Below are 19,716 nucleotides of genomic sequence, written 5' to 3' on the forward strand. Positions count from 1 at the left end.
CGGCGGGGGCAGAGGGAGGCTCGCGGTGCCGTCGCGCATCGCGGCCGCGGGCCCGCCGTCCCCTTCGGCGGCCGCCCGCCGGGCCCGTCCGCGCGGGGGCCGATCGGGTGTGGATGCCGCCCGCGCCGGTGTCGTTCCCGCGACCGCCGCGGACCGCGTGAGAGCACGTGGAGATGGCATCCGACAAGCGCACGCCCACGCGGCGGCGGTTCCTGCAGGCCGCGGTCGTGGCCGGGGTGCTCGCCGCCGGGCGCGCCCTGCTCCCGCGCGGCGGCGCCCTGGAGACCGGTGACCCGCCGCGGGCCCGGCCCCGCCCGCCGAGGCCGCCCGACGCCCCGGCCTCCGCCGCCGGCCCCGGCGGTGCCGCGCACACCCCGGAGCCCTACCGGCTGCGTCCGATGGCCGGCGAGACCTCCCGCTCCGGTCCTGGCGCCTCGCCCCCGCATCCGGACGTCGCCTTCCACCTCGCCGGCGCGCACCGGGAAATCTTCCTCACCTTCGACGACGGCCCCCACCCCCGCTACACCCCGGCCGTCCTGCGGATCCTGCGCCGGCACGGGGTCCGGGCCACGTTCTTCGTCATCGGCGAGAACGTGGCCGAATTCCCGGGCCTGCTGTGGGACATCGCCGACGGGGGCCATGCCGTCGGCAATCACACCTGGACCCATCCGCAGCTCACCACGCTGGCGCCGGACGCCGTCCGCTGGGAACTCGGCCGCACCAGCCGCCTGATCGAGGACATCCTCGGCACCGCCCCCGACCTGGCCCGCGCCCCGTACGGCGAGTGGGACGACTCCTCGCTCGACATCTGCAACGACCTGGGCATGTCTCCCGTCGGCTGGGCGATCGACTCCCAGGACTGGACCCTCCCCGGGGCCGGGACCATCGCGTACACCGTCCTGGAGGCGATGCATCCCGGCGCGATCGTCCTGTCCCACGACGGGGGCGGCCGGCGCCGGCAGACCGTCGAGGCGCTGGAGTGGTACCTGCCGCGCCTGCTGGCCGAGGGTTACCGGCCGCTGCGCATCCGGCCCTGACCGCCGGGACGCGGAGCCCGGGGAAGCGAGGGAGGCCGGGAGAGCAGGGAGGCCGGGAGAGCAGGGAGGCCGGGGGCCGGCGGCGGTGAGAGCGGTCCCCCGATACTCCGGAACTCCGACCAATGGTTTATCGTTCAATTGGAAGCGGGTGCCGGCACGACGGCGTCCGAGGGCCCTCCCCCGGGGGAGCCGGCCCACCGCCGCGCGGCAGCAGGCCCCGAGGGGCCGCCGCCGTCACCGCCCGCGCCACCAGAGCCGCCCCGGCCGACTTCCCCCGTTCGGCCGGGGCTTCCCCTTGTCCGGCGCGAGGACGACGCGCCCCCTACGGGGCGGCGCGGTCAGCGCAGGTACGACGCGCCGTTGACGTCGAGCACCGTTCCCGAAGTCCAGACGGCCGCGGGCGAGGCCAGATAGTGGACGGCGGACGCCACCTCCTCGGGCGAGGCGACCCGGCCGAACGGGCTCTGCCGCCGGACGTCGTCGGTGAGGCGGTCCTCGACCCGCTCGGTGGCCACGAAACCGGGGGCCACGGAGGCCACGCCGATGCCGTACGGCGCCAGATGCACGGCCAGCGACTGCCCCATCGCGTGCAGCCCCGCCTTGGACGCGCCATAGGCCGGATGCTCGGGCTCGCCGCGGAACGCCCCGCGCGAGCCGATGTTGACGATCCGGCCCTCCACCTCCCGTTCGATCATGTTCCGGGCCGCGTGGTAGGTGACGTCCGCCGCCCCCAGCAGGTTCACGTCCAGGGTCCGCCGCCAGGCGCTGTGCCAGTCCTCGAAGGACGTCCGGTCCAGCGGGTGGGCGATGTTGGCGGCCGCGTTGTTGACGAGCACATCGACACCGCCCAGCCCGTCCACGGCCGCCCCGACGAGCGCCGCCGCCCCCTCCGGGGTGCTCACATCCCCCTGCAGCAGCACATGCCCGTCGCCCGCCAGCCCCTCGAACGCCTCCTCGGCCGCCGCCCGCCGCGACGCGTAGTGCAACGCGACCCGGTCCCCGTGCGCGGCGAAGATCTCGGCGACCGCCCGGCCGATGCCCCGCGAGGCACCGGTCACCAGCACCGCCCGGCTCATCGGACACCCTCCGCCCCGGCGCGCGGACGGCCCGTACCGCCGCGCCCGCCACCTGACCCCGACCACTCGGCGAACGAACAGGAATGGCTCATCAACAGATCGATCCTTCTCTCGTGCCGTGTCACCACCATGTGTGACGCATCGTAAGGAGCCGGGCCCGGGGACGGTGCCCCACCCCTTCGGACGACACCCGTCTCCCCTCGTGGGCATGCCGCGGCGGCCGGGCCGCCGTTGAATGCTGTGTGTCCGCCCGTGCCGTGAGCGCCGGCCCGCACCGGGAGCACCCATGTCGTTACCGAAGACCCCGAGCGCTCCCGCCGCGCCGGTCCCCCGCCCCCGCGAGGAAGCTCTGCGGCGCCTCGGCGAATGGTGCGCCCGCCGCTGTGTCCTGGTCATCGTGCTGTGGCTGGTCGCCCTGGCCGGCCTCCAGGTCCTGCAGCGCGCGTACGGCGGTGACTACTCCGACGACTTCGCGCTGCCGGGCGTCCAGTCGAGCCAGGGCCGCGACGTGCTCCAACGGCACGAGCCGAAGGCCGGCGGCTACAGCAGCCAGGTCGTCCTGCACGGCACCGGCAAGCCGCTCGCCGGGTTCCGCGGCCAGATCGACGGCGCCGTCACCGCGCTGGGCAAGCTGCCCGAGGTGCTCTCGGTGCAGAACCCGCTGCCCGCGCCCGGCACCCCGCCCGCCGCGCCGCCGCCCGGCACGCCGAATGCCGGCCCGCTGTCCGCCGACGGCCGCACCGCGTACCTCACCATGCGGTTCGCCGTGCAGCCGTCCACCCTCGGCCCGGACTATCTCCAGGGCGTCGACGCGGCGGTGCGGCCGCTGCGGTCGGCCGGCGTGGAGGTGGAGTACGGCGGGCCGCTGGGCGAACTGGCCAGGCCCGCGCCCAACGACCTGGTCAGCGAGGTGGTCGGCTTCGCGGTGGCGATCGGGGTGCTGCTGGTCGGCTTCGGGAGCGTGCCGGCGGCCGGGGTGCCGCTGCTGACCGCGCTGATCGGCGCCCTGTGCGGGCTGGCCTGCCTGGGGCTGCTCGCCGCCGTCTTCGTCTTCGCCACCGTCTCCCCCACCCTGGCCACGATGATCGGCCTGGGCGTCGGCATCGACTACGCCCTGTTCCTGATCACCCGGCACCGGCAGAACCTCATGGACGGCGCGGATCCGGTCGCCGGCGCGGGCCGGGCCGTGGCCACCAGCGGCCGGGCGGTCCTGGTGTCCGGCTGCACGGTCATCATCGCGCTGATGGGCCTGTGGGTCTCCGGCCTGTCCTTCATCGGCAAGCTGGGGCTGGCGGCCGCCCTCACCGTGGTCTCCGCGGTGCTCGGCGCGCTCACGCTCGTACCGGCGCTGCTCGGGCTGATCGGCCGCCGCATCGACCGGTTCCGCGTCCGCCGGCCGGTCGCCGAGACGGACGCCGCGCCGGGCGAGGAGGCCCGCGGCACCTGGCACCGGTACGCGCGGCGGGTGGAGCGCCGCCCGTGGTGGTACCTGGCGGGCGGGGTGCTCGTCATCGTGGTGCTGGCCCTCCCGGTGTTCTCGATCCAGCTGGGCCACATCGGCGACGGCGCCGACCCGAAGTCCTTCACCGACCGGCGCGCCTACGACCTGATGTCCTCGGCCTTCGGACCGGGCTCCAACGGCCCGCTGACCCTGGTCGTCGACGAGTCCGCCGTCCCGCAGGCGGACCGCCCGATGGTGACGGCGCAGGCGCGGAAGGCGCTGGCGAAGGTGCCGGGCGCAGCCGTCGTCACCCCGCTGAAGGCCACCCCGGACGGCGCGGTGCTGACCGGTACCGCGTACTCCGCGCAGGCCCCGCAGAACGCGGCCACCACCGACCTGGTCAACCGGCTCAAGAACGACCTCCTGCCGCAGGCCGTGAAGGGGACCGACGCACGCGGCTATGTGACCGGCACGACCGCCGCCCAGGTGGACTTCCTCGACCTCGTCGCCGGCCGGCTCCCGCTGATCATCGCCGTGGTCGTCGCCCTCGCGTTCGTCATCATCCTGACCGTCTTCCGCGGGGTGCTGGTCGCCCTGAAGGCGGCGGTGCTCAACATCCTGTCGATCGCCGCCTCGTACGGGGTGGTGGTGGCGGTCTTCCAGTGGGGCTGGGGCGGTCCGGCGCTCGGCGTCTCGGGCACGGTGCCGATCGAGAGCTATGTGCCGATGATGATGTTCGCGATCGTCTTCGGGCTGAGCATGGACTACGAGATCTTCCTGCTGTCGCGGGTGCACGAGGCGTGGCAGCGGACGGGCGAGGCGAAGGCGAGCGTGGCGCACGCGCTGGAGATCACCGCCCGGGTGATCACCTGTGCCGCACTGATCATGGTGAGCGTGTTCGCCGCGTTCCTCATCAGCGACAACATCGTGGTGAAGATGCTGGGCCTCGGCCTGGCCGTGAGCGTGCTGATCGACGCCACCGTGGTCCGGCTGCTGCTGGTCCCGGCGGTGATGACGCTGCTGGGCCGGGCGGCGTGGTGGACGCCGCGGTGGCTCGACCGGATCCTGCCGCATGTGCGCACCGAGGGCGAGGAACAGCTCCCCGCGGCCGGTCCGGCCGCCTGACCCGCCGGCAGCCGATCTGCGCGCGCCCCCGGATCCGACGACCATCGACATATGGCCCCGCACGCCGAGCCCGGCTCGGCCCCGTACCCCGTGATCCGGCCGATGCTGGCCACGGTCGGTCCGCTGCCCGCCGCGCACGAGGAGGCGGCCTGGGCGTTCGAGGCCAAATGGGACGGGGCACGCTGCATCGTCAGCACTCCCGGCGACGGCACGCTCCGGCTCGTCACCCGGGCCGGCAACGACGCGACCTCGACCTACCCGGAGCTGGGGCCGCTGGGCGAGGCACTGCGGGGCCGGTCCGCGGTGCTCGACGGCGAGGTGGTGGTCCTGGACGCGCGCGGGCGGCCGGACTTCGGGCTGCTGCAGCGCCGGATGGGCGTGGTGAACCCGCGCCGCACGGCCCGGCTGGCCATGGAGCACCCCGTGCACCTCGTCCTCTTCGACCTGATGTACCTGGACGGGTCGCTGCTCGGATCGCCCTACTACGAGCGCCGGCGCCTGCTGTCCGGGCTGGGGCTGCGCGGCCCGAACTGGTCGGCACCCGAGTACGTGGCGGGCCACGGGCAGCAGGCCTGGGAGGCTTCGCTGCAGGGCGGCCTCGAAGGGGTGGTGGCCAAGCGGCTGGCCTCGGCGTACCTGCCGGGGGTCCGGTCGCCCGAGTGGCGCAAGACGAAGCACGTGCTGACCCTGGACGTGATCATCGGGGGCTGGACCGAGGGCCACGGCGGGCTGGCCGGCCTGCCGGGGTCCGTGCTCGCGGGGGTCGCCGAGCCCGCGGGGCTGCGGTACGTCGGCTCCGTCGGCTCGGGGCTCTCCGACCGGGAGCGCCAGGAACTGGCGCGATACCTGGGCGTGATCCCGCGCGAGAGCTCCCCCTTCGTCAACCCCGTGGACGCACCGGGCGCGCACTGGGCCGAGCCCCGGCTCGTCGCCGAGATCACGCTCAGCGGCTGGACCTCGGCCGGCCGGCTGCGGCATCCGATCTGGCACCGGCTTCGCCCCGATCTGACCCACCTCGGATGAGGGAGGGGAGACCGGCGCGACGCCGGGAAGGCCGGCCATGGAGGAACCGAGCAACGCACGACGGAAGGAGTCGGTGATGCCCCACCCCACCGACCGCAGCGCCGACGGCGCACCGGACGACGCCCCGCCCGCCACCGCCGAGGGCAACACGGCGTACGGCAGGAAGCCCTTCACCCGCGCCAGGAGCCACTTCGCCGACCGGGTCACGGCGGACGGCCGCGACGGCTGGCCGGTCGAGGCCGGCCGCTACCGCCTGGTGGTCAGCCGCGCCTGCCCCTGGGCGAGCCGCGCCGTCATCTCCCGGCGGCTGCTCGGCCTGGAGGACGCGATCTCGCTGGCCCTCACCGACCCGCTCCAGGACGACCGCAGCTGGCGCTTCACCCTGGAGCCGGACGGCCGCGACCCCGTCCTCGGCATCCGCTTCCTGAGCGAGGCCTACGACGCCCGCGAGAAGGATCACCCAGGCGGCGTCAGCGTCCCCGCCCTCGTCGACGTGCCCAGCGGGCGGCTCGTCACCAACGACTACCAGCGGCTCACCCTGGACTTCGCGACCGAGTGGCGGGCGCTGCACCGGCCCGGCGCCCCCGATCTGTACCCCGAGCCGCTGCGCGAGGAGATCGACATCGTGATGGCGGGCGTCTACCGGGACGTCAACAACGGCGTGTACCGGGCCGGTTTCGCCACCGGGCAGGGCGACTACGAGGCCGCCTTCCACGACCTGTTCCGGCGCCTGGACCTGCTGTCCGTGCGGCTGTCCGACCGGCGCTACCTCGTCGGCGACAGCATCACCGAGGCCGACATCCGGCTGTTCACCACCCTGGTCCGCTTCGACGCCGTCTACCACGGGCACTTCAAGTGCAACCAGTTCAAGCTGGCCGAGGACCCGGTGCTGTGGGCCTACGCCAAGGACCTCTACCAGACCCCCGGCTTCGGCGACACCGTCGACTTCCACCACATCAAGCAGCACTACTACCGGGTGCACACCGGCATCAACCCGACCGGCGTCGTCCCCCTCGGACCGGACCTCTCCGGCTGGCTGACCCCGCACCACCGCGAGGAGTTGGGCGGACGGCCGTTCGGCGACGGCACCCCGCCGGGCCCGGTCCCGCCGGCCGAGGAGGTCCCGCCCAGCGGACGCCCCGAGCCCGCGCCGACCCACTTTTGAACCGGCACCCGGCCGGCCCCGCGGGCCGCCGCCGCCATCCGGCCGCGGCTCCCGGACCGTGAGACCCTGAGAACAGGACAGCGACGGACCGGGGAACCCGCGCCGGCCGGGCCGCCCGCCCCGCACCCGCCGGGCCCGCGGGCCACCCTCCCCGCCGCAGACCACCCGCCCACCGATCCACCCGCCCCCGCGATCCACGCACTCCAGCGAGGAGTGAGCCCGATGAGGATGGTCCTGACCGCCCGGATACCCACCCCGACAGGCAACGAACTGATCCAGAACGGCGAGCTGTCGAAGATCCTGGAGTCGGCCTACGCCGCCCTGCGGCCGGAGGCGGCCTACTTCACCCTCGGCGACGGCGAGCGCACCGCCTTCTTCTACTTCGACATGAAGGAGTCGTCGCAGATGCCGACGCTCCTCGAATCGTTCTTCATGGACCTGAACGCCAAGGTCTCGCTGCAGCCGGTGATGAACGCGGACGAACTGCGCACCGGCCTCTCGGAGCTGATGAGCGGCACCTGACGGTCCGGCGCCGCCCTCGCTCACTCCGGCGCACTGTCCTCCGGCGCGCCCCGCGCCAGCCCGGCCAGCACATCGAGCGCCCCGGCCAGGGCGTCGGCGGGCGGCGAGGCGAGAGCCAGGCGGACGGCGCCCGGCGCATGGCCCGACCCGACGGTGAACGCCCCGGCCGGGGTGACCGCGATGCCGCGGCGGGCAGCGGCGGCGACGAAGGTGTCGGCCCGCCAGGGCTCCGGCAGTTCCCACCAGCAGTGATACGCGTGCGGATCGGCCCGCACCCGGAAGCCGGCGAGCCGCTCGGCGGCGATGCGCTGGCGCGCGGCGGCGTCGGCGCGCTTCTCCTCCTCGATGGCCGCCGCGGTCCCGTCGGCCATCCAGCGGGTGCCCGCGTCGAGCGCGAAGCGGGCGGCCGCCCAGGTACCCGACCTGAGGGCCGTCCCGACGTCCTGGGCGACGCCGGCGGGCACCGCGAGGAAGCCCAGGGAGAGGCCCGGCGCGAGCCGCTTGGACAGGCTGTCGACGAGCACGGTGCGCTCCGGCGCGAGAGCCGCGAGGGGCGGCAGGTCGGGGCGGAGGAATCCGTAGATGGCGTCCTCGATGGCGTGGATGTCCAACTCCCGCAGGAGCGCAGCGAGTTCGGCGCGGCGGTGGCCGGGCATCGTGATGCCCAGCGGGTTGTGCAGGGCCGGCTGGAGGTAGACGGCGCGCAGCGGGGCGACGGCCCGCAGCGCCTCGGGGACCGGGCCGTGCTCGTCCATGGCGAGCGGGACGAGGGTGACGCCGAGGCGGGCCGCGATGCCCTTCACGACGGGGTAGGTCAGCGCCTCGACGCCCAGGCGCTCACCGGCCGGGACCAGGGCGGCGATCGCGGCGGCCACCGCCTGCCGGCCGTTGCCCGCGAAGAGCAGCCGCCCCGGGTCCGGCGCCCAGCCGGCGCGGGCGAGGTGGGCGGCCGCGGCCCGGCGGGCCGCGGCCGTGCCGGCGGCGCCGACCGGGCGGAGCGCGGCGGCCAGGGCGTCGGGGCGCGCCAGGTGTTCCAGACTCTTGGCGAGCAGCGCGGGGTGGTGCGGCAGAACGGGGAAGTTCATCTCCAGGTCGACGCGGGCGCCACCCGGCTCGGCCAGGGCGGGCTCGTCCGCGGGTGCGGCGTCGCGGACGAAGGTGCCGCGGCCGACTTCGCCCACCGTCAGGCCGCGTCGGCTCAATTCCTGGTACACCCGGGCCGCCGTCGAGGCGGCGATGCGCCGGCTCCTGGCGAACCGGCGGAGCGGCAGCAGCCGGTCACCGGGGTGGAGCCGGCCGGCGGCGATGTCGGCCGCGAGTTCATCGGCGATCGCGCGATAGTCGTCCATCGCCCACTCCCCACATTGCACCGAGTACATTTTTTACATTGCACCGAGAGATTGCCCTCTATAGCATCGAGGAGTCAAGTCACAGCAGAGGGGGCACCTCCCATGGGATCGGTCTTTCACGGCGACATCACCGTCGGGTACGAGGACGAGGGCAGCGGCGAGGCCCTGGTGCTCGTCCACGGCCACCCCTTCGACCGCTCGATGTGGCACCCGCAGACCGAGCACTTCAGCCGGGCCGGATGGCGGGTGATCGCCCCGGACCTGCGGGGCTACGGGGACAGCACCGCCGTGCCCGGCACGACCCCGCTGGCGGCCTTCGCCCGCGACCTCGCCGGACTGCTCGACCACCTCGGGATCGAGCGCTGCGTCCTCGGCGGCCTCTCGATGGGCGGCCAGATCGTCATGGAGTGCTACCGGCTCTTCCCGGAGCGGATACGGGGCCTGGTGTTCGCCGACACCTTCGCCTCGGCGGAGACCGCGGACGGCAAGGCCGCGCGGTACGCCATGGCGGAGCGCCTGCTGCGCGAGGGCATGGACGGCTACGCACACGAGGTGCTGGCCAAAATGATCTCCCCGGCCACGATCGCCGCCCGGCCGGACGTCGCCGCGCACGTCCTGCGGATGATGACGGCCACGCCCCCGGAAGGCGCGGCCGCCGCACTCCGCGGCCGCGCCGAACGCCCCGACTACACCGGGCTGCTGTCACGCGTCACGGTTCCGGCTCTGGTGGTGGTCGGCGCGGAGGACGCCTACACACCGGTGGGCGACGCCCTGGACATCCACGAGCGCGTCCCCGACTCCCGGCTGACGGTCATCGAGCAGGCGGCCCACATGCCGAACCTGGAACAGCCGGACACCTTCAACGCGGCGCTGGGCGCGTTCCTCGACGCGCTGCCGTAGGCCGGGGCGCCGTACGGGAACGACCTTGGGGGCGGGGTCCGCAGCCCGCCCCCGGGTCCTCACTCGACGGCAGCGTCGGGCCCCTCATCCGACGTCACCACCCGCCCCGGTCACCCGCCCGGACGCCAGCAGTGCCCGGTGCGGGAGCACCAGCGCCCCGTCGCTCCCGGTGAACTCCCGTGCCAGCACGACGAATTTCCGGCGGATGCGCTCGGTCGCGGCCTCCCCCTGGCTCCGTACGATCCGGCCGATGGTCGCCACCCCCGCCGCCGGGCCGCTCCACCACTCCTCCGGCGTGGTGCGGTGGTCCCAGGACAGCGGCCGGCAGACCGCGTCCGCCAGGCCCGCGTCCCGCAGCAGGGCGACGAGACCCTCTTCGGTGCGCGGGAAGTCGTCCTCGGGGGCGAGCGCGGGCAGGGACGGCGGACGGGTCACACCGGCCGCCCGGACGGCGCGGCCGAGCAGCGCCTGCCCCGGCGCGGCGGGAGCCGCCCAGAGCGTCAGCGCGATCCGGCCGCCGGGCCGGGTCACCCGGCGCAGCTCCGCGAGGGCCTCCCGCGGCCGCCCCACGTGGTTGAGTACGAAATTGCCGATCACGGCGTCGAACCGCCCGTCGGCGTACGGCAGGTGCGGCAGTGCGGCGATCTGGACGCATGCGCCGGGGACGGCACGGGCGGCACGCCGGGCCATCCCGGGCTCGGCGTCCACCGCCACCACCCGCGCTCCCCGCGCACAGGCCGCGGCGGCCGCCGAGCCCGTGCCCGTACCGGCATCGAGCACCCGGGCGCCCGCGACCACCCCCGCGGCGTCCAGCAGCCGCGGCACCGGATGGGCACAGAGCCTGCCGAACCCGGCCTCGTACGCGGCCGCGGTCCCCGCCCACGCCCGGCGCTCACTCTCATCGAACGGTGTGTACGCCACCGTTCCCCCTCTCCTGTCGACTCCCCTTGCGCGCAAGGGCGTTACTCACCCGTAACCTACCGATGGGTTACCTCAGGTAAGGCATGGCACTTAATCTCCAGTTCACATTCGGGTGGCCGTATGCCCCTCCTGTCCTCCGACAGCGTGCGGCCCGCCCGCGTCGAGATCTGGAGCAGAAGATGAGGCCCTCCCGCACGACACTGCGCGCCGCGATCAGCACCGTCTCCGCCGCGGTGCTCGCCACCACGGTGCTCGCCGGCGCACCGGCCACCGCCCGGGCGGCAGAGCCGGAATCCGCCCCCGCGGCAGCGGCGGCGGGTGCCCCCTCCGTGCGGTTCGTCGACATCCAGGGCGACGGCGGCACCACCCTCAAGGCCAACGTCTTCACTCCGGCCGGCGCCGACGGCACCCGGCGCTACCCGGTCATCGTGCTGCCCACCAGCTGGTCGATGCCGCAGATCGAGTACATGGCGCAGGCCAAGAAGCTGGCGGACAAGGGCTATGTGGTCGTCGGATACAACTCGCGCGGGTTCTGGCAGTCCGGCGGGGAGATCGACACCGCCGGACCGAAGGACGTCGCCGACGCCTCGAAGGTCATCGACTGGGCGCTGGCCCACACACCGGCCGATCCGCAGAAGGTCGGGATGGGCGGTGTCTCCTACGGGGCCGGGATCAGCCTGCTGGCCGCCGCCTTCGACAAGCGGATCAAGGCGGTGGCGGCGCTCAGCGGCTGGGGCGACCTCGTCGGCTCGATCTACAGCGGCCGCACCGAGCACCGGCAGGCCGCGGAGTTCCTGGGCGCCACGGGCGCGCTGACCGGACGCCCCAGCGCCGAATTCCGCACCATCATGAAGGACTTCCTGGCCTCGAACCTGGACAAGGAGCAGGACCTGATCAATTGGGGGCGCAAGCGCTCCCCCGCCACCTATCTCGACAAGATCAATGCCAACGGCGCCGCCATCATGCTGGGCAACGCCTGGGGCGACTCCATCTTCCCGCCCAACCAGACCGCCGACTTCTACGAGAAGCTGACCGGCCCCAAGCGGCTGGAGTTCCGCCCCGGTGACCACGCCACCGCCGAAGGGCTCGGACTGTTCGGACTGCCCAACGACACCTGGACCGATACCCAGCGGTGGTTCGACCACTACCTCAAGGGCGCCGACAACGGCGTCGAGCGGGAGTCGCCGGTCCTGCTCAAGTCCCGTTCCACCGGGGCGTACGAGGGCTACCGGAGCTGGCAGGACGTCCCGTCCGCACAGCGCCGGATCGGCCTCGACGGCAGCAAGCAGCTCCACACCAACTGGGACTCCGGCGCCGACGGCGGCCTGGTCATCCTCTCCAGCATGCTGGACCAGTTCCTCCGGCTGCCGCCGATGGCCTCGATCCCCCTGCTGCCGCGCTCCCTTGCCGCCGTCTGGCAGTCCGAGCGCTACGACACCGAGCAGCGGGTCCGGGGGACCACCCGGCTGCACACCACCATGACCAGCACCGCGGAAAGCGGCACCGCCATCGCCTACCTCTACGACGTGGGCCCGCTCGGCATCGGCAAGCTGGTCACCCACGCGCCGTACACCTTCCACGACAAGACGCCGAACCAGCCCTTCGGCGTGGACCTGGACCTGTTCTCCACGGCGTACGACGTCCCGGCAGGCCACCGTCTCGCGGTGGTCGTGGACACCGTCGACCCGCTCTACAACGAGCACAACCCGAGCGGCGCCCGGCTGACGTTCTCCTCCCCGGCGAACGACCCGTCGTACGTATCGGTGCCGGTGCGCGATTAGGCCCGGCCTCCCGACGGCGCTGGCGGCTCGGTCAGGTCTGCCGGCTGAAGGCCTGCTGGGCCAGCAGGTCGTCGGCGGAGAGCAGCGCCCCCTCCCCGTCGGTGGCCGGTGCTTCTTCGGTCCGGACAGTCCGGTCCACCGGGCCGGGGCCGGCCAGGCGGTCCGCATACGGCGAGCTGGGGTGGGCAGCAAGCAGCCGCACCCGGCCATCGCCGGAGCCGCGCGGGGAGACCGGCACCACCGCAGCCGGGAGACCTCTGCCGTCGGTGACGAACAGGTCGAAGTCGTCGTAGCGGAAATGGTCGATGTCCACGATGGGCTTCGGGTAGTGGTGGTACCCGGCGGCTTTCGGGAGCACCCCGGAGTGGGTACCGGCGGGCAGCGGAACCGAGGCGTTGAATATCGAGTCCGTCCACTCGGCCACCTGCTCGGCGGTCTCTACGGGGGTGTCCAGGAGCCGTTGACCGTCGTCGTAGCCGAGGTTCGCGTACCCGGGCAGGGTGTCCGGGAATGCTCCGACCACCCGAGCGGCGCAGCGGCGGATGCGGTCCACCTTCGCAGGGTCCGCGCAGAATTGCGCCGACCACTCGATGCCAAGCGGCAGAAGCAGGCACAGCCAGCCGTCGCCGTCGTGTACCCACACTCCACCACCGTGGTGGTCCTGATACGGCCCAGGCGCGAACGTCCAGTCACCAGTTGTCCCGACGAGCTTGACCATCAATGTGCGGCTCGCCCGGTACTGGGAGCTCTCGCTGCGCGGCGGATGGTCCGCCACGGTGATGGTCCACGGAAAGTCTTCGTGCTCTGGGTGTCCCCGTCCCGAGCTGTTCATGGCGATCTCCTTGGTGGAGTTCCCGGCTGCTCCGGGAGAAACTCCCGTTCTCGAACGTCAGGGTCATACAGGCCGTTGACAGGCATCTGGCATCCGGGGGGAGAGACGCTTCACCGAAATCGGGCTGCCATCACCATCGGCTGCCGGCCGTGCCACTGCACGGGAGAGTTTCAGGTGAATCAGTCCACTGCGACGGGAAATCTCTCCCGGACATTCCGCACTGATTCCGCGGCGCCTGCCGCCAGGCCCTCAGTGATTTCCACGCGGAGAAGAGATGGAGCACCAGCACCTCAAGCTGCCACATGCGGCAGTCATCGGCTGCTCCTGTTGCCGCTCTTGAAATGTGCGACACGAGTGCACCCCGCCCCATAGGGGCGATTTTACCTCTGCCCTGGAAGGCACGCCTTCCGGGCAGGTTGGCCTCAGCGCACCTGCGCTTCGAGAGGCCCGAGGGGCCGCGGCCTGGTCCTACGAGGACGTCGTGAAGCCCAACTGGCCTATCACCGGCTCGCACGTGCGAAGCATTCGAATGGCAACCCGACGGATCGCCACGGACGATGGTGCTCGAACCTTCGGCGCGACGGCAGATCCCCTGAGTTTGCGCTGCACATGTGGAGGGCATGACCGGCGGCCTCAGGAGGCGATCGTATGCGGACACCCCCCAAGCCTCATTCCCACCCGCACCCGGAAGCACGGCGACCCTCGCTCAGTACCTGGTGGTCGCGGGCAGCCCTGTCAGTGATCGTGCTGGTGCTCCTTATGACCACGCTGCTACTGGCCCGGTTCGGCCTGGAGGACTTCGTCCATGATCTGACCTTCGCCGGTCGCCTCACCGGTGCCGTCCTTCTCGCGGTCTCGTTCACCACGCTCGTGGGCGCCGCCGCGGTCCTGGACCACTGGATCCGGCAGAGCTTCCCCTACTCCGGCCTGGTCGCGCTGATCGGCACGTTCGCGGCCCTGCTGACCAACGCCATGCTCCTGGCGCAGACAGTCAAGGACGGCGAGTCCGCGGTCTACCCGGCGCTGTTCGGCGTGCTCACGGCGGGTTCGGCATACGCCGCCTTCGTGGTGTGGCGGACATCGGTCGTGATCCCCGCTCCGAAGCGGGTGGCCGCCGCGGTGATCGTCTCCTCGGTCATCGCGGCGGCCAATTTCGGCTACCAGAACCTCTTTCAGCCGTACCAGCGACAGACCCAGCCGCTCATCACGGTGTCCATGGGAAAGCCGGTACTGAGCAAGGACCGCAAGGCGTTCGCCGTACCGGTCGACATCACTCTCCAGAACCACGGCGAGGTGGGTTTCTACGTGCTCGGCACCGAGTTCCACGCCATGGGGAAACAGGTTCCGCTGAGCCCGAAGGACCGGCTCCGCCGGCAGTGGCGGGCCGATGCCGAGCAATGGCGCAATTCATCGGAGTGGAACCCGCTCTCCCGCCGGGAGATGCACCAGCCCGGAGAGTTGGTCGAGGCGAAACCGTGGATGCCCTACGGAAGTTGGGTTGAGTCGAACGACACCTACGCCACCCGAATGGTGGTGCAACTGCCCATGAACACGCCGTACGACCAGGTGGCCTTCTATGCCACCGCGAGCCTCGCGCGCAAGGACCGGCTCGTGCTGCAGCCGCTCGACTTCGTGGCGTACTCCTGGGGCAGGGAAAAAATCCCCGGATGGGTGAAGGCGCAACAGAGGGGCGGTCTTGACTCTCTCCTCTACCGTGCCAGGGTGCACGAGAACAATGCGCTCGACGAACACACAAGGGACCCGCGTTTCATCACCGTCTACTGGCAGTTCGGCACGCACGGCGCGAACGTGTCCTCATCCATTACGCGGAAGGGCGAGGAAAACCGCATCCCCAACCCGGCGGAGAACCGGGAGGTAGCGAGCCGGTACGGCCTCGTCGACCTCATCACCGGCCCGGTGGAGCGGACCCTCTGGGACGTCAAGAGCCAGCGCTGACGGGCGCCGCCCCGCCGAGCGCGCCGGAACGCCGGTCCAGTCCCTCCAGCCAGGCCACCAGGGCGAGCGAGCTGTTCACGCGGTCCCAGGAGTACGAGTCCCCCAGACCGAGCCGGGCCTCCCGCACGGCCCGGCACAGCGTCTCGACATCGAACATCTCCGCGACCAGCGGATGCCGGGCGGAGCGGCACAGGGCAATGAGTTCATCGCCGTGTCTCCGCAGGCCCCGGGCATAGAGGTCGTTGAAGGGCACCTTGACCGACCTGCCGCGGATCGGGGCCGGGAGGAGATCCGCCATGGCCGCACGGAGCACGGCCTTCGGACGGCCCGGCCGGAACGTGGCTGCGGCGGGCAGGCGGCTCATCGTGGCGACGACCTCCGGGTCGAGGAAGGGGTGCGAGAGGAAGAACCCGTCCCGTCGTGCGCGCTGCCAGGACAGCAGGTCGGGAGCGGCGACGTAATTGGCGGCGTCGTAGAGCGACTGTTCCGGCTTGCGTCCGAACACGAACCGGCTCTCCGCGATGCCCGCATCCCGATAGCCGTGAGCGCGCGCGAATCCGGGGCGCAGCCATCGGGGGCGGTTGAAGGTGCCGAGACCGCCGAGCACCGTTCCGCCGCCGCGGAGGGCGGTGATCCGTTCGGCTGCCAGCGGGAAGGCCGGCTGCACCACGTAGGCGCGGACGATGTCCCGCAGGCCCCGCTCGCTTCCCGCGGCCCAGGCACGTGCCTGCTCGGTCATCTGCCGGAGCCGTCCCGTGCGGGCCAGCCTGTGCAGATGGAACGGGTTGGCGTCCACGACCGGATCGGCCCCGCAGCCGGTCAGGAGCGTGTCACAGCCCAGTTCGGCGGCCGCGGCGTGGAGCCTGGCCCAGAACGGGGCGCGGAAGGCGTGCGCATGAGGTTCGTCGGCGTCTCCCGCGTGGTGCTGGAAGTCGTCGAAGTCGGCTACGTCGTCGGCATCGACGATCACGGGGCGAGCCGCGGGTGTGTGACGGCGGATCGCCTCCATCGCGACGTCGAGGTACGGCCGCTCCGCGGCCAGCTCCCCGCGGGAGAAGCGCCCGGCGAGCAGGACCAGGTCCCCGGCGTCGCCCCGTTCCGCGGCCAGCAGGAGTGCCGCGAGCAGCGCGACGCTGGTGGAGTCGGTGCCGCCCGAGACATGACATGCCGTCATCGTGCCCATGCGGCGTCCCACCGCGGTCTCCAGCGCGAGGCGCAACTCCTGCGCGGCCTCATCGAGGCAGGGGCCTTCCGCGGCCGGCTCGGGCGGGTCGGTGGCCCGAGGGGACCGTCGCGGCGTCCGGCCGCGCATCTGCCCGGTGATGGACAGCTCGACCACCTCACCGCCGAGGACGCGGTGCACCCCGGAGAAAGGGGTGAGGTCCGAGTGCGGTTGTGCCATGTTCCCGGCGAGGTATCGGCAGAAGTAGCGGGGTTCCAGCTCTGTGGCGCTCCCCAGGCAGCGGACCGAGGTGCTCACGGCGCTCACGCGGCCGCCGGACTCCCTGAAGAACAGCGGGATGCGTGCCTGCTCGTCACGCGTCAGGAGGATGCGATCGCCGTACACCAGGACAGCCGCGTAGTCACCGGCCGGCGTCGGCGGCGCGGCCCCCCGCCTGCCGGCGTCGTCGAGGAGGCTCCGCGCGCCCGCCGCCCGGTCACGGGCCGAGCCGACCCAGCCGACGACGGCCGCCGTGCCGGCCCGTGAGGAGACCGTCGTCACGAGTCCCTGACGGGCCAGGGCCTCGCTGGTCCGGAGCCTCGGTGCGCCCCCGGCCCAGTCGAGGCGGAGCGCCTCCACGTCAGCATCCACCGCAGTCGATCGAGAGCACCGGTGTGAAGGCGTGCCCTCGGGGATCGGCGTCGGGGATGCACAGGCCGCCGGAGACCGTCCAGGCGTGCAGGGCGAACGGGTGTTCGCGCACGCCGACGTGGAGTACGGCCTGCAGACCGCACCGCCGCAGCAGGACGAAGGCCGTCACCGCCTCGGACTTGCAGTCGCCGTTGACGAACCAGCTTCTGCTGCTGTGCGACTGCACCGCTCGTTTCAGCCGTCCGAGCTCCTCCGCGGAGGGGAGGTCCGCACGGGCGTACCCCGGGGCGGCCAAGGACAGCAGCCGGAGGACGCGCCCGAATCCAAGGGCCCGGATCAGCAGGTGCACTCCACCCAGCCAGAGCCTGACGCCGGCGTCCACGTATGTCTTCCGGCGGCGCGTCGCGCACCCGGCACGCGTGAGACCGATGACGAGTTCGGCGCGTTCCTCAGGGCTTCCGGAGGCGAATTTCTGGACTTCCGTCATCGCCAATCCGTGAAAACGCGTCCGCTTCCAGTCCGCGATCAGCGCTCCGTCGGACATCCGGGTAACACGGCAATGCGGTGACAGGATTCTTGCCATGGCTGCCAGGGCATCGACATCCTCTGCCACCGCATATCCTCCAGGATTGACTGTGAATGAACGTGAACGGTGTCAGTGCTGATATCCGTGACCGTCGTAGAATCCGCCGCTGAAGCCGCGGATCAGACAACCGTCACCGAGAAAAACGAGCTGATGCGGCTTACGGCGCCGCAGCAATCGGAGAATCATCGCCTACCTCCAGAAACGACAGCACATCAACTTCAGGCTACTCTCGCCCGAATGCCCCGCAACCGGGCTACCGACGTCAATCGGCCGACGGAGCCGTTGCCTTGGGGCCGCTCCTGAGATGGGTTTCCTCAAGTGAGGAGCCCTTTTCCCCAGCCGACGGAGCTCATCCGGGAGGAAGATGCTCCGGACTTGAGGCCCGGAGCGTTCCTGGGACCTACTGGATCGGGGAGTCGGGCGGTGGGAGCTGGATGGTGCGCTCCCGGTCGACCGATTCGACGCCGTCGACTGCCTCCAGGGCCGGTATCCGGTCCTCCGTGACGGTTCCGTGGAGCGTGCCGAGGATCGGCTGCTCGCCCGTGACCGTCAGCCCCGCCCGCCGCAAGGCTTCGACCACCTCCGCGAACCGGTCGGGGTCGACCGCAAGGATGACCCCGACCGGCGCGGGCCGGGACGCTTCGCTCACGGCGCCTGGAGCAGACCCGAGCCGACGTCCCTGGCGGGCTGCGTCAGCGGGAAGGCACCGGACGTCAGACTGAGTTTGAGATCGGCCGCGGAAGCGTGGGGGTTTGCCTGGGCGAGCAAGGCGAGGACGCCCGCGACATGCGGCGTGGCCATGCTGGTGCCGCTCAGGTTCTGGTACCCGCCGCCAGGGGCGGCCGAACGCACATCCCTGCCGGGTGCGGCAATGTTGACCTCACCGCCCTGGCCGTTGATGCCGCCATTGGAGAAGAACGACGGCGTGAGTGCCTTGTCGAGCGCGCTCACCGCGAGGATGGAGGGGCAGTTGGCGGGCCGGCTGACGGGCCTGATTTCCGGGGGCCGGTGGCTGTCGTTGCCCGCGGCAGCGACGATCACCGTCCCGCGCTCGAGTGCGCGCTGGGCCAGCTTTTCGTATGTCTGCGGGAAGAGCTCACCCGGTCGGACCCGGGCTCCGAGCGACATGGAGATCACGCGGGCGCCCTGCGCGACGGCCCAGGCCATGCCCGCCAGGATCTGGCCATCGGTGCCGCTCCCCGCGTTGCTGAGCACCTTGGCTGCGAGGATCCGGGCCTCGCAGGCCACCCCGTAGCGGGGTCCCTGCCGGGGGTGTGCCGGCCCGGCTGCGGTGCCGATGCAGTGGGTGCCGTGGCCATTGCCGTCCTCGACGGCCTCGCCGGGCACGAAGGAGGCCGACGCCTCGATGCGCCCGACCAGGTCCGGGTGGTCGGTGTCCACGCCGGTGTCGATGATGGCGATCTTCACATCGCGTCCGGTCAGGCTGGACAGATTGGCCCGGATCGCCTGCAGGCCCCAGGTCCAGTTCTGCTCGTCCAAGGAGGGGCCCTGGGCAGCGGCGATTTCGGCCATGGTGTGCTGGCCGACCACTTCCTCGTCACTGCGGTAGGCCGGAAAGAACTCGGTCGGCGCCTGCTGAGGAGCGGTGATCGGCAAGGCGTAGACCATGCGCTCCGGTTCTGCCGCGATGATCGAGGGCTCCGCCTCGGCCGAGGTCACCAGCGCGTGGCGCTGCTCGGGCCGCACCTCGACCACGGCGGCGCCGAGTTCCTCGAAGAGCACCGAGACGTCGGGGCGCTCAAGGAGTCCGGCGACATGCGCCGCCTCGGTTCCTCGGACGCGCTCGACGGACGCGATGTCGGCGGAGGAACGCAGTGCGTTCAGACCGCTCTCCTGGTCATTCGGTTCGAGCAGGACTACATATCGTCCCGTGTACTCCGTGCCCTGGCCCGTGACGGTGCCGTTGGGCCGATCGGGATGCTCGCCGAAGGCGCGCCTGTCCATGGGTCCGTTCACCATTGAATTTCCCGCTCTCTGTGCGCTGCCCCCGTTTCGTGGACGCGCGCCGATTCACGGAGTGTCAGGCGCCGGGGAGGCTGGGGCGCGGATCAGTCGCGTATCGACGCGTGGTGCCGTGGCCTGCGGGGCTGTCCATCTCCAGGCCGTCGGCATTGCCCCCCGTACACCGTCTCACTGGGTGTGAAGACCCGCAACACAGCGTCGCCACC

At 72.1% G+C, this 19,716-nt stretch carries 15 protein-coding genes and 1 pseudogene; 8 read left to right on the forward strand and 8 right to left on the reverse strand.

What is annotated here, in order from left to right; all coding sequences use genetic code 11:
• Positions 1-173: 173 nt before the first annotated feature.
• Positions 174-1,037 carry a polysaccharide deacetylase family protein gene (locus K7396_RS07295; RefSeq protein ID WP_086721125.1) on the forward strand — a complete coding sequence of 288 codons (864 nt, stop codon included), beginning with the start codon at positions 174-176 and terminating at the stop codon, positions 1,035-1,037.
• 338 nt (positions 1,038-1,375) lie between these two features.
• On the opposite strand, the gene K7396_RS07300 is transcribed toward K7396_RS07295, so the two are convergent.
• The gene (locus K7396_RS07300) at positions 1,376-2,113 is read right to left on the reverse strand and encodes an SDR family NAD(P)-dependent oxidoreductase (protein WP_086721120.1); all 738 of its coding nucleotides are present in this window, start codon (positions 2,111-2,113) and stop codon (positions 1,376-1,378) included.
• A 286-nt stretch (positions 2,114-2,399) separates the two neighbouring features.
• Between K7396_RS07300 and K7396_RS07305 the strand changes: the two genes are divergently transcribed.
• From K7396_RS07305 to K7396_RS07320, 4 genes are all read left to right on the forward strand, one after another.
• Positions 2,400-4,679, forward strand: coding sequence for an MMPL family transporter (locus tag K7396_RS07305; RefSeq protein WP_086721119.1), 2,280 nt, complete (start codon positions 2,400-2,402; stop codon positions 4,677-4,679).
• 51 nt (positions 4,680-4,730) lie between these two features.
• The gene (gene ligD / locus K7396_RS07310) at positions 4,731-5,702 is read left to right on the forward strand and encodes a non-homologous end-joining DNA ligase (protein ID WP_086721118.1); all 972 of its coding nucleotides are present in this window, start codon (positions 4,731-4,733) and stop codon (positions 5,700-5,702) included.
• A gap of 76 nt (positions 5,703-5,778) precedes the next feature.
• Positions 5,779-6,867, forward strand: coding sequence for a glutathione S-transferase family protein (locus K7396_RS07315; RefSeq protein WP_086721124.1), 1,089 nt, complete (start codon positions 5,779-5,781; stop codon positions 6,865-6,867).
• A gap of 222 nt (positions 6,868-7,089) precedes the next feature.
• Positions 7,090-7,389 (forward strand): hypothetical protein, encoded by a 300-nt coding sequence (locus K7396_RS07320; protein ID WP_152104321.1) that lies wholly within the window; start codon positions 7,090-7,092, stop codon positions 7,387-7,389.
• A 20-nt stretch (positions 7,390-7,409) separates the two neighbouring features.
• Here K7396_RS07320 and K7396_RS07325 read toward each other — a convergent pair whose 3' ends face one another.
• The gene (locus tag K7396_RS07325; RefSeq protein WP_152104320.1) at positions 7,410-8,738 is read right to left on the reverse strand and encodes an aminotransferase-like domain-containing protein; all 1,329 of its coding nucleotides are present in this window, start codon (positions 8,736-8,738) and stop codon (positions 7,410-7,412) included.
• Between the two features lie 102 nt (positions 8,739-8,840).
• Here K7396_RS07325 and K7396_RS07330 point away from each other — a divergent pair, with 102 nt between their 5' ends.
• A complete protein-coding gene (locus tag K7396_RS07330) occupies positions 8,841-9,638 on the forward strand; it encodes an alpha/beta fold hydrolase (RefSeq protein WP_086721224.1) in 798 nt (265 codons plus the stop codon).
• A gap of 84 nt (positions 9,639-9,722) precedes the next feature.
• Here K7396_RS07330 and K7396_RS07335 read toward each other — a convergent pair whose 3' ends face one another.
• Entirely contained in the window at positions 9,723-10,559 is an 837-nt protein-coding gene (locus K7396_RS07335) for a class I SAM-dependent methyltransferase (protein ID WP_086721225.1), read from the reverse strand.
• A 179-nt stretch (positions 10,560-10,738) separates the two neighbouring features.
• Here K7396_RS07335 and K7396_RS07340 point away from each other — a divergent pair, with 179 nt between their 5' ends.
• Positions 10,739-12,340 carry an alpha/beta fold hydrolase gene (locus K7396_RS07340; protein WP_086721226.1) on the forward strand — a complete coding sequence of 534 codons (1,602 nt, stop codon included), beginning with the start codon at positions 10,739-10,741 and terminating at the stop codon, positions 12,338-12,340.
• 31 nt (positions 12,341-12,371) lie between these two features.
• Here K7396_RS07340 and K7396_RS07345 read toward each other — a convergent pair.
• Positions 12,372-13,193 (reverse strand): annotated as a pseudogene (locus K7396_RS07345) (DUF6424 family protein); the annotation flags it as partial.
• A 717-nt stretch (positions 13,194-13,910) separates the two neighbouring features.
• Here K7396_RS07345 and K7396_RS07350 point away from each other — a divergent pair.
• Positions 13,911-15,128, forward strand: coding sequence for a hypothetical protein (locus K7396_RS07350; RefSeq protein ID WP_223659720.1), 1,218 nt, complete (start codon positions 13,911-13,913; stop codon positions 15,126-15,128).
• Here the strand turns inward: K7396_RS07350 and K7396_RS07355 are convergent.
• The 4 genes from K7396_RS07355 to K7396_RS07370 form a co-directional block, all read right to left on the reverse strand.
• Positions 15,112-16,929, reverse strand: coding sequence for an asparagine synthase-related protein (locus K7396_RS07355; protein WP_086721228.1), 1,818 nt, complete (start codon positions 16,927-16,929; stop codon positions 15,112-15,114). The two genes, K7396_RS07350 and K7396_RS07355, sit on opposite strands and share 17 nt — an antisense overlap.
• Before the next feature lies 1 nt (position 16,930).
• Entirely contained in the window at positions 16,931-17,428 is a 498-nt protein-coding gene (locus tag K7396_RS07360) for a lasso peptide biosynthesis B2 protein (protein WP_223659730.1), read from the reverse strand.
• A 499-nt stretch (positions 17,429-17,927) separates the two neighbouring features.
• A complete protein-coding gene (locus tag K7396_RS07365) occupies positions 17,928-18,176 on the reverse strand; it encodes a hypothetical protein (RefSeq protein WP_086721229.1) in 249 nt (82 codons plus the stop codon).
• Complete coding sequence (locus tag K7396_RS07370) at positions 18,173-19,492, reverse strand: S8 family peptidase (protein WP_223659731.1); 1,320 nt, start codon at positions 19,490-19,492, stop codon at positions 18,173-18,175. The genes K7396_RS07365 and K7396_RS07370 overlap by 4 nt, the downstream gene beginning before the upstream one ends.
• Positions 19,493-19,716 lie beyond the last annotated feature (224 nt).

Origin of the sequence: Streptomyces angustmyceticus (assembly GCF_019933235.1) — a bacterium.
Classification (GTDB): domain Bacteria; phylum Actinomycetota; class Actinomycetes; order Streptomycetales; family Streptomycetaceae; genus Streptomyces; species Streptomyces angustmyceticus.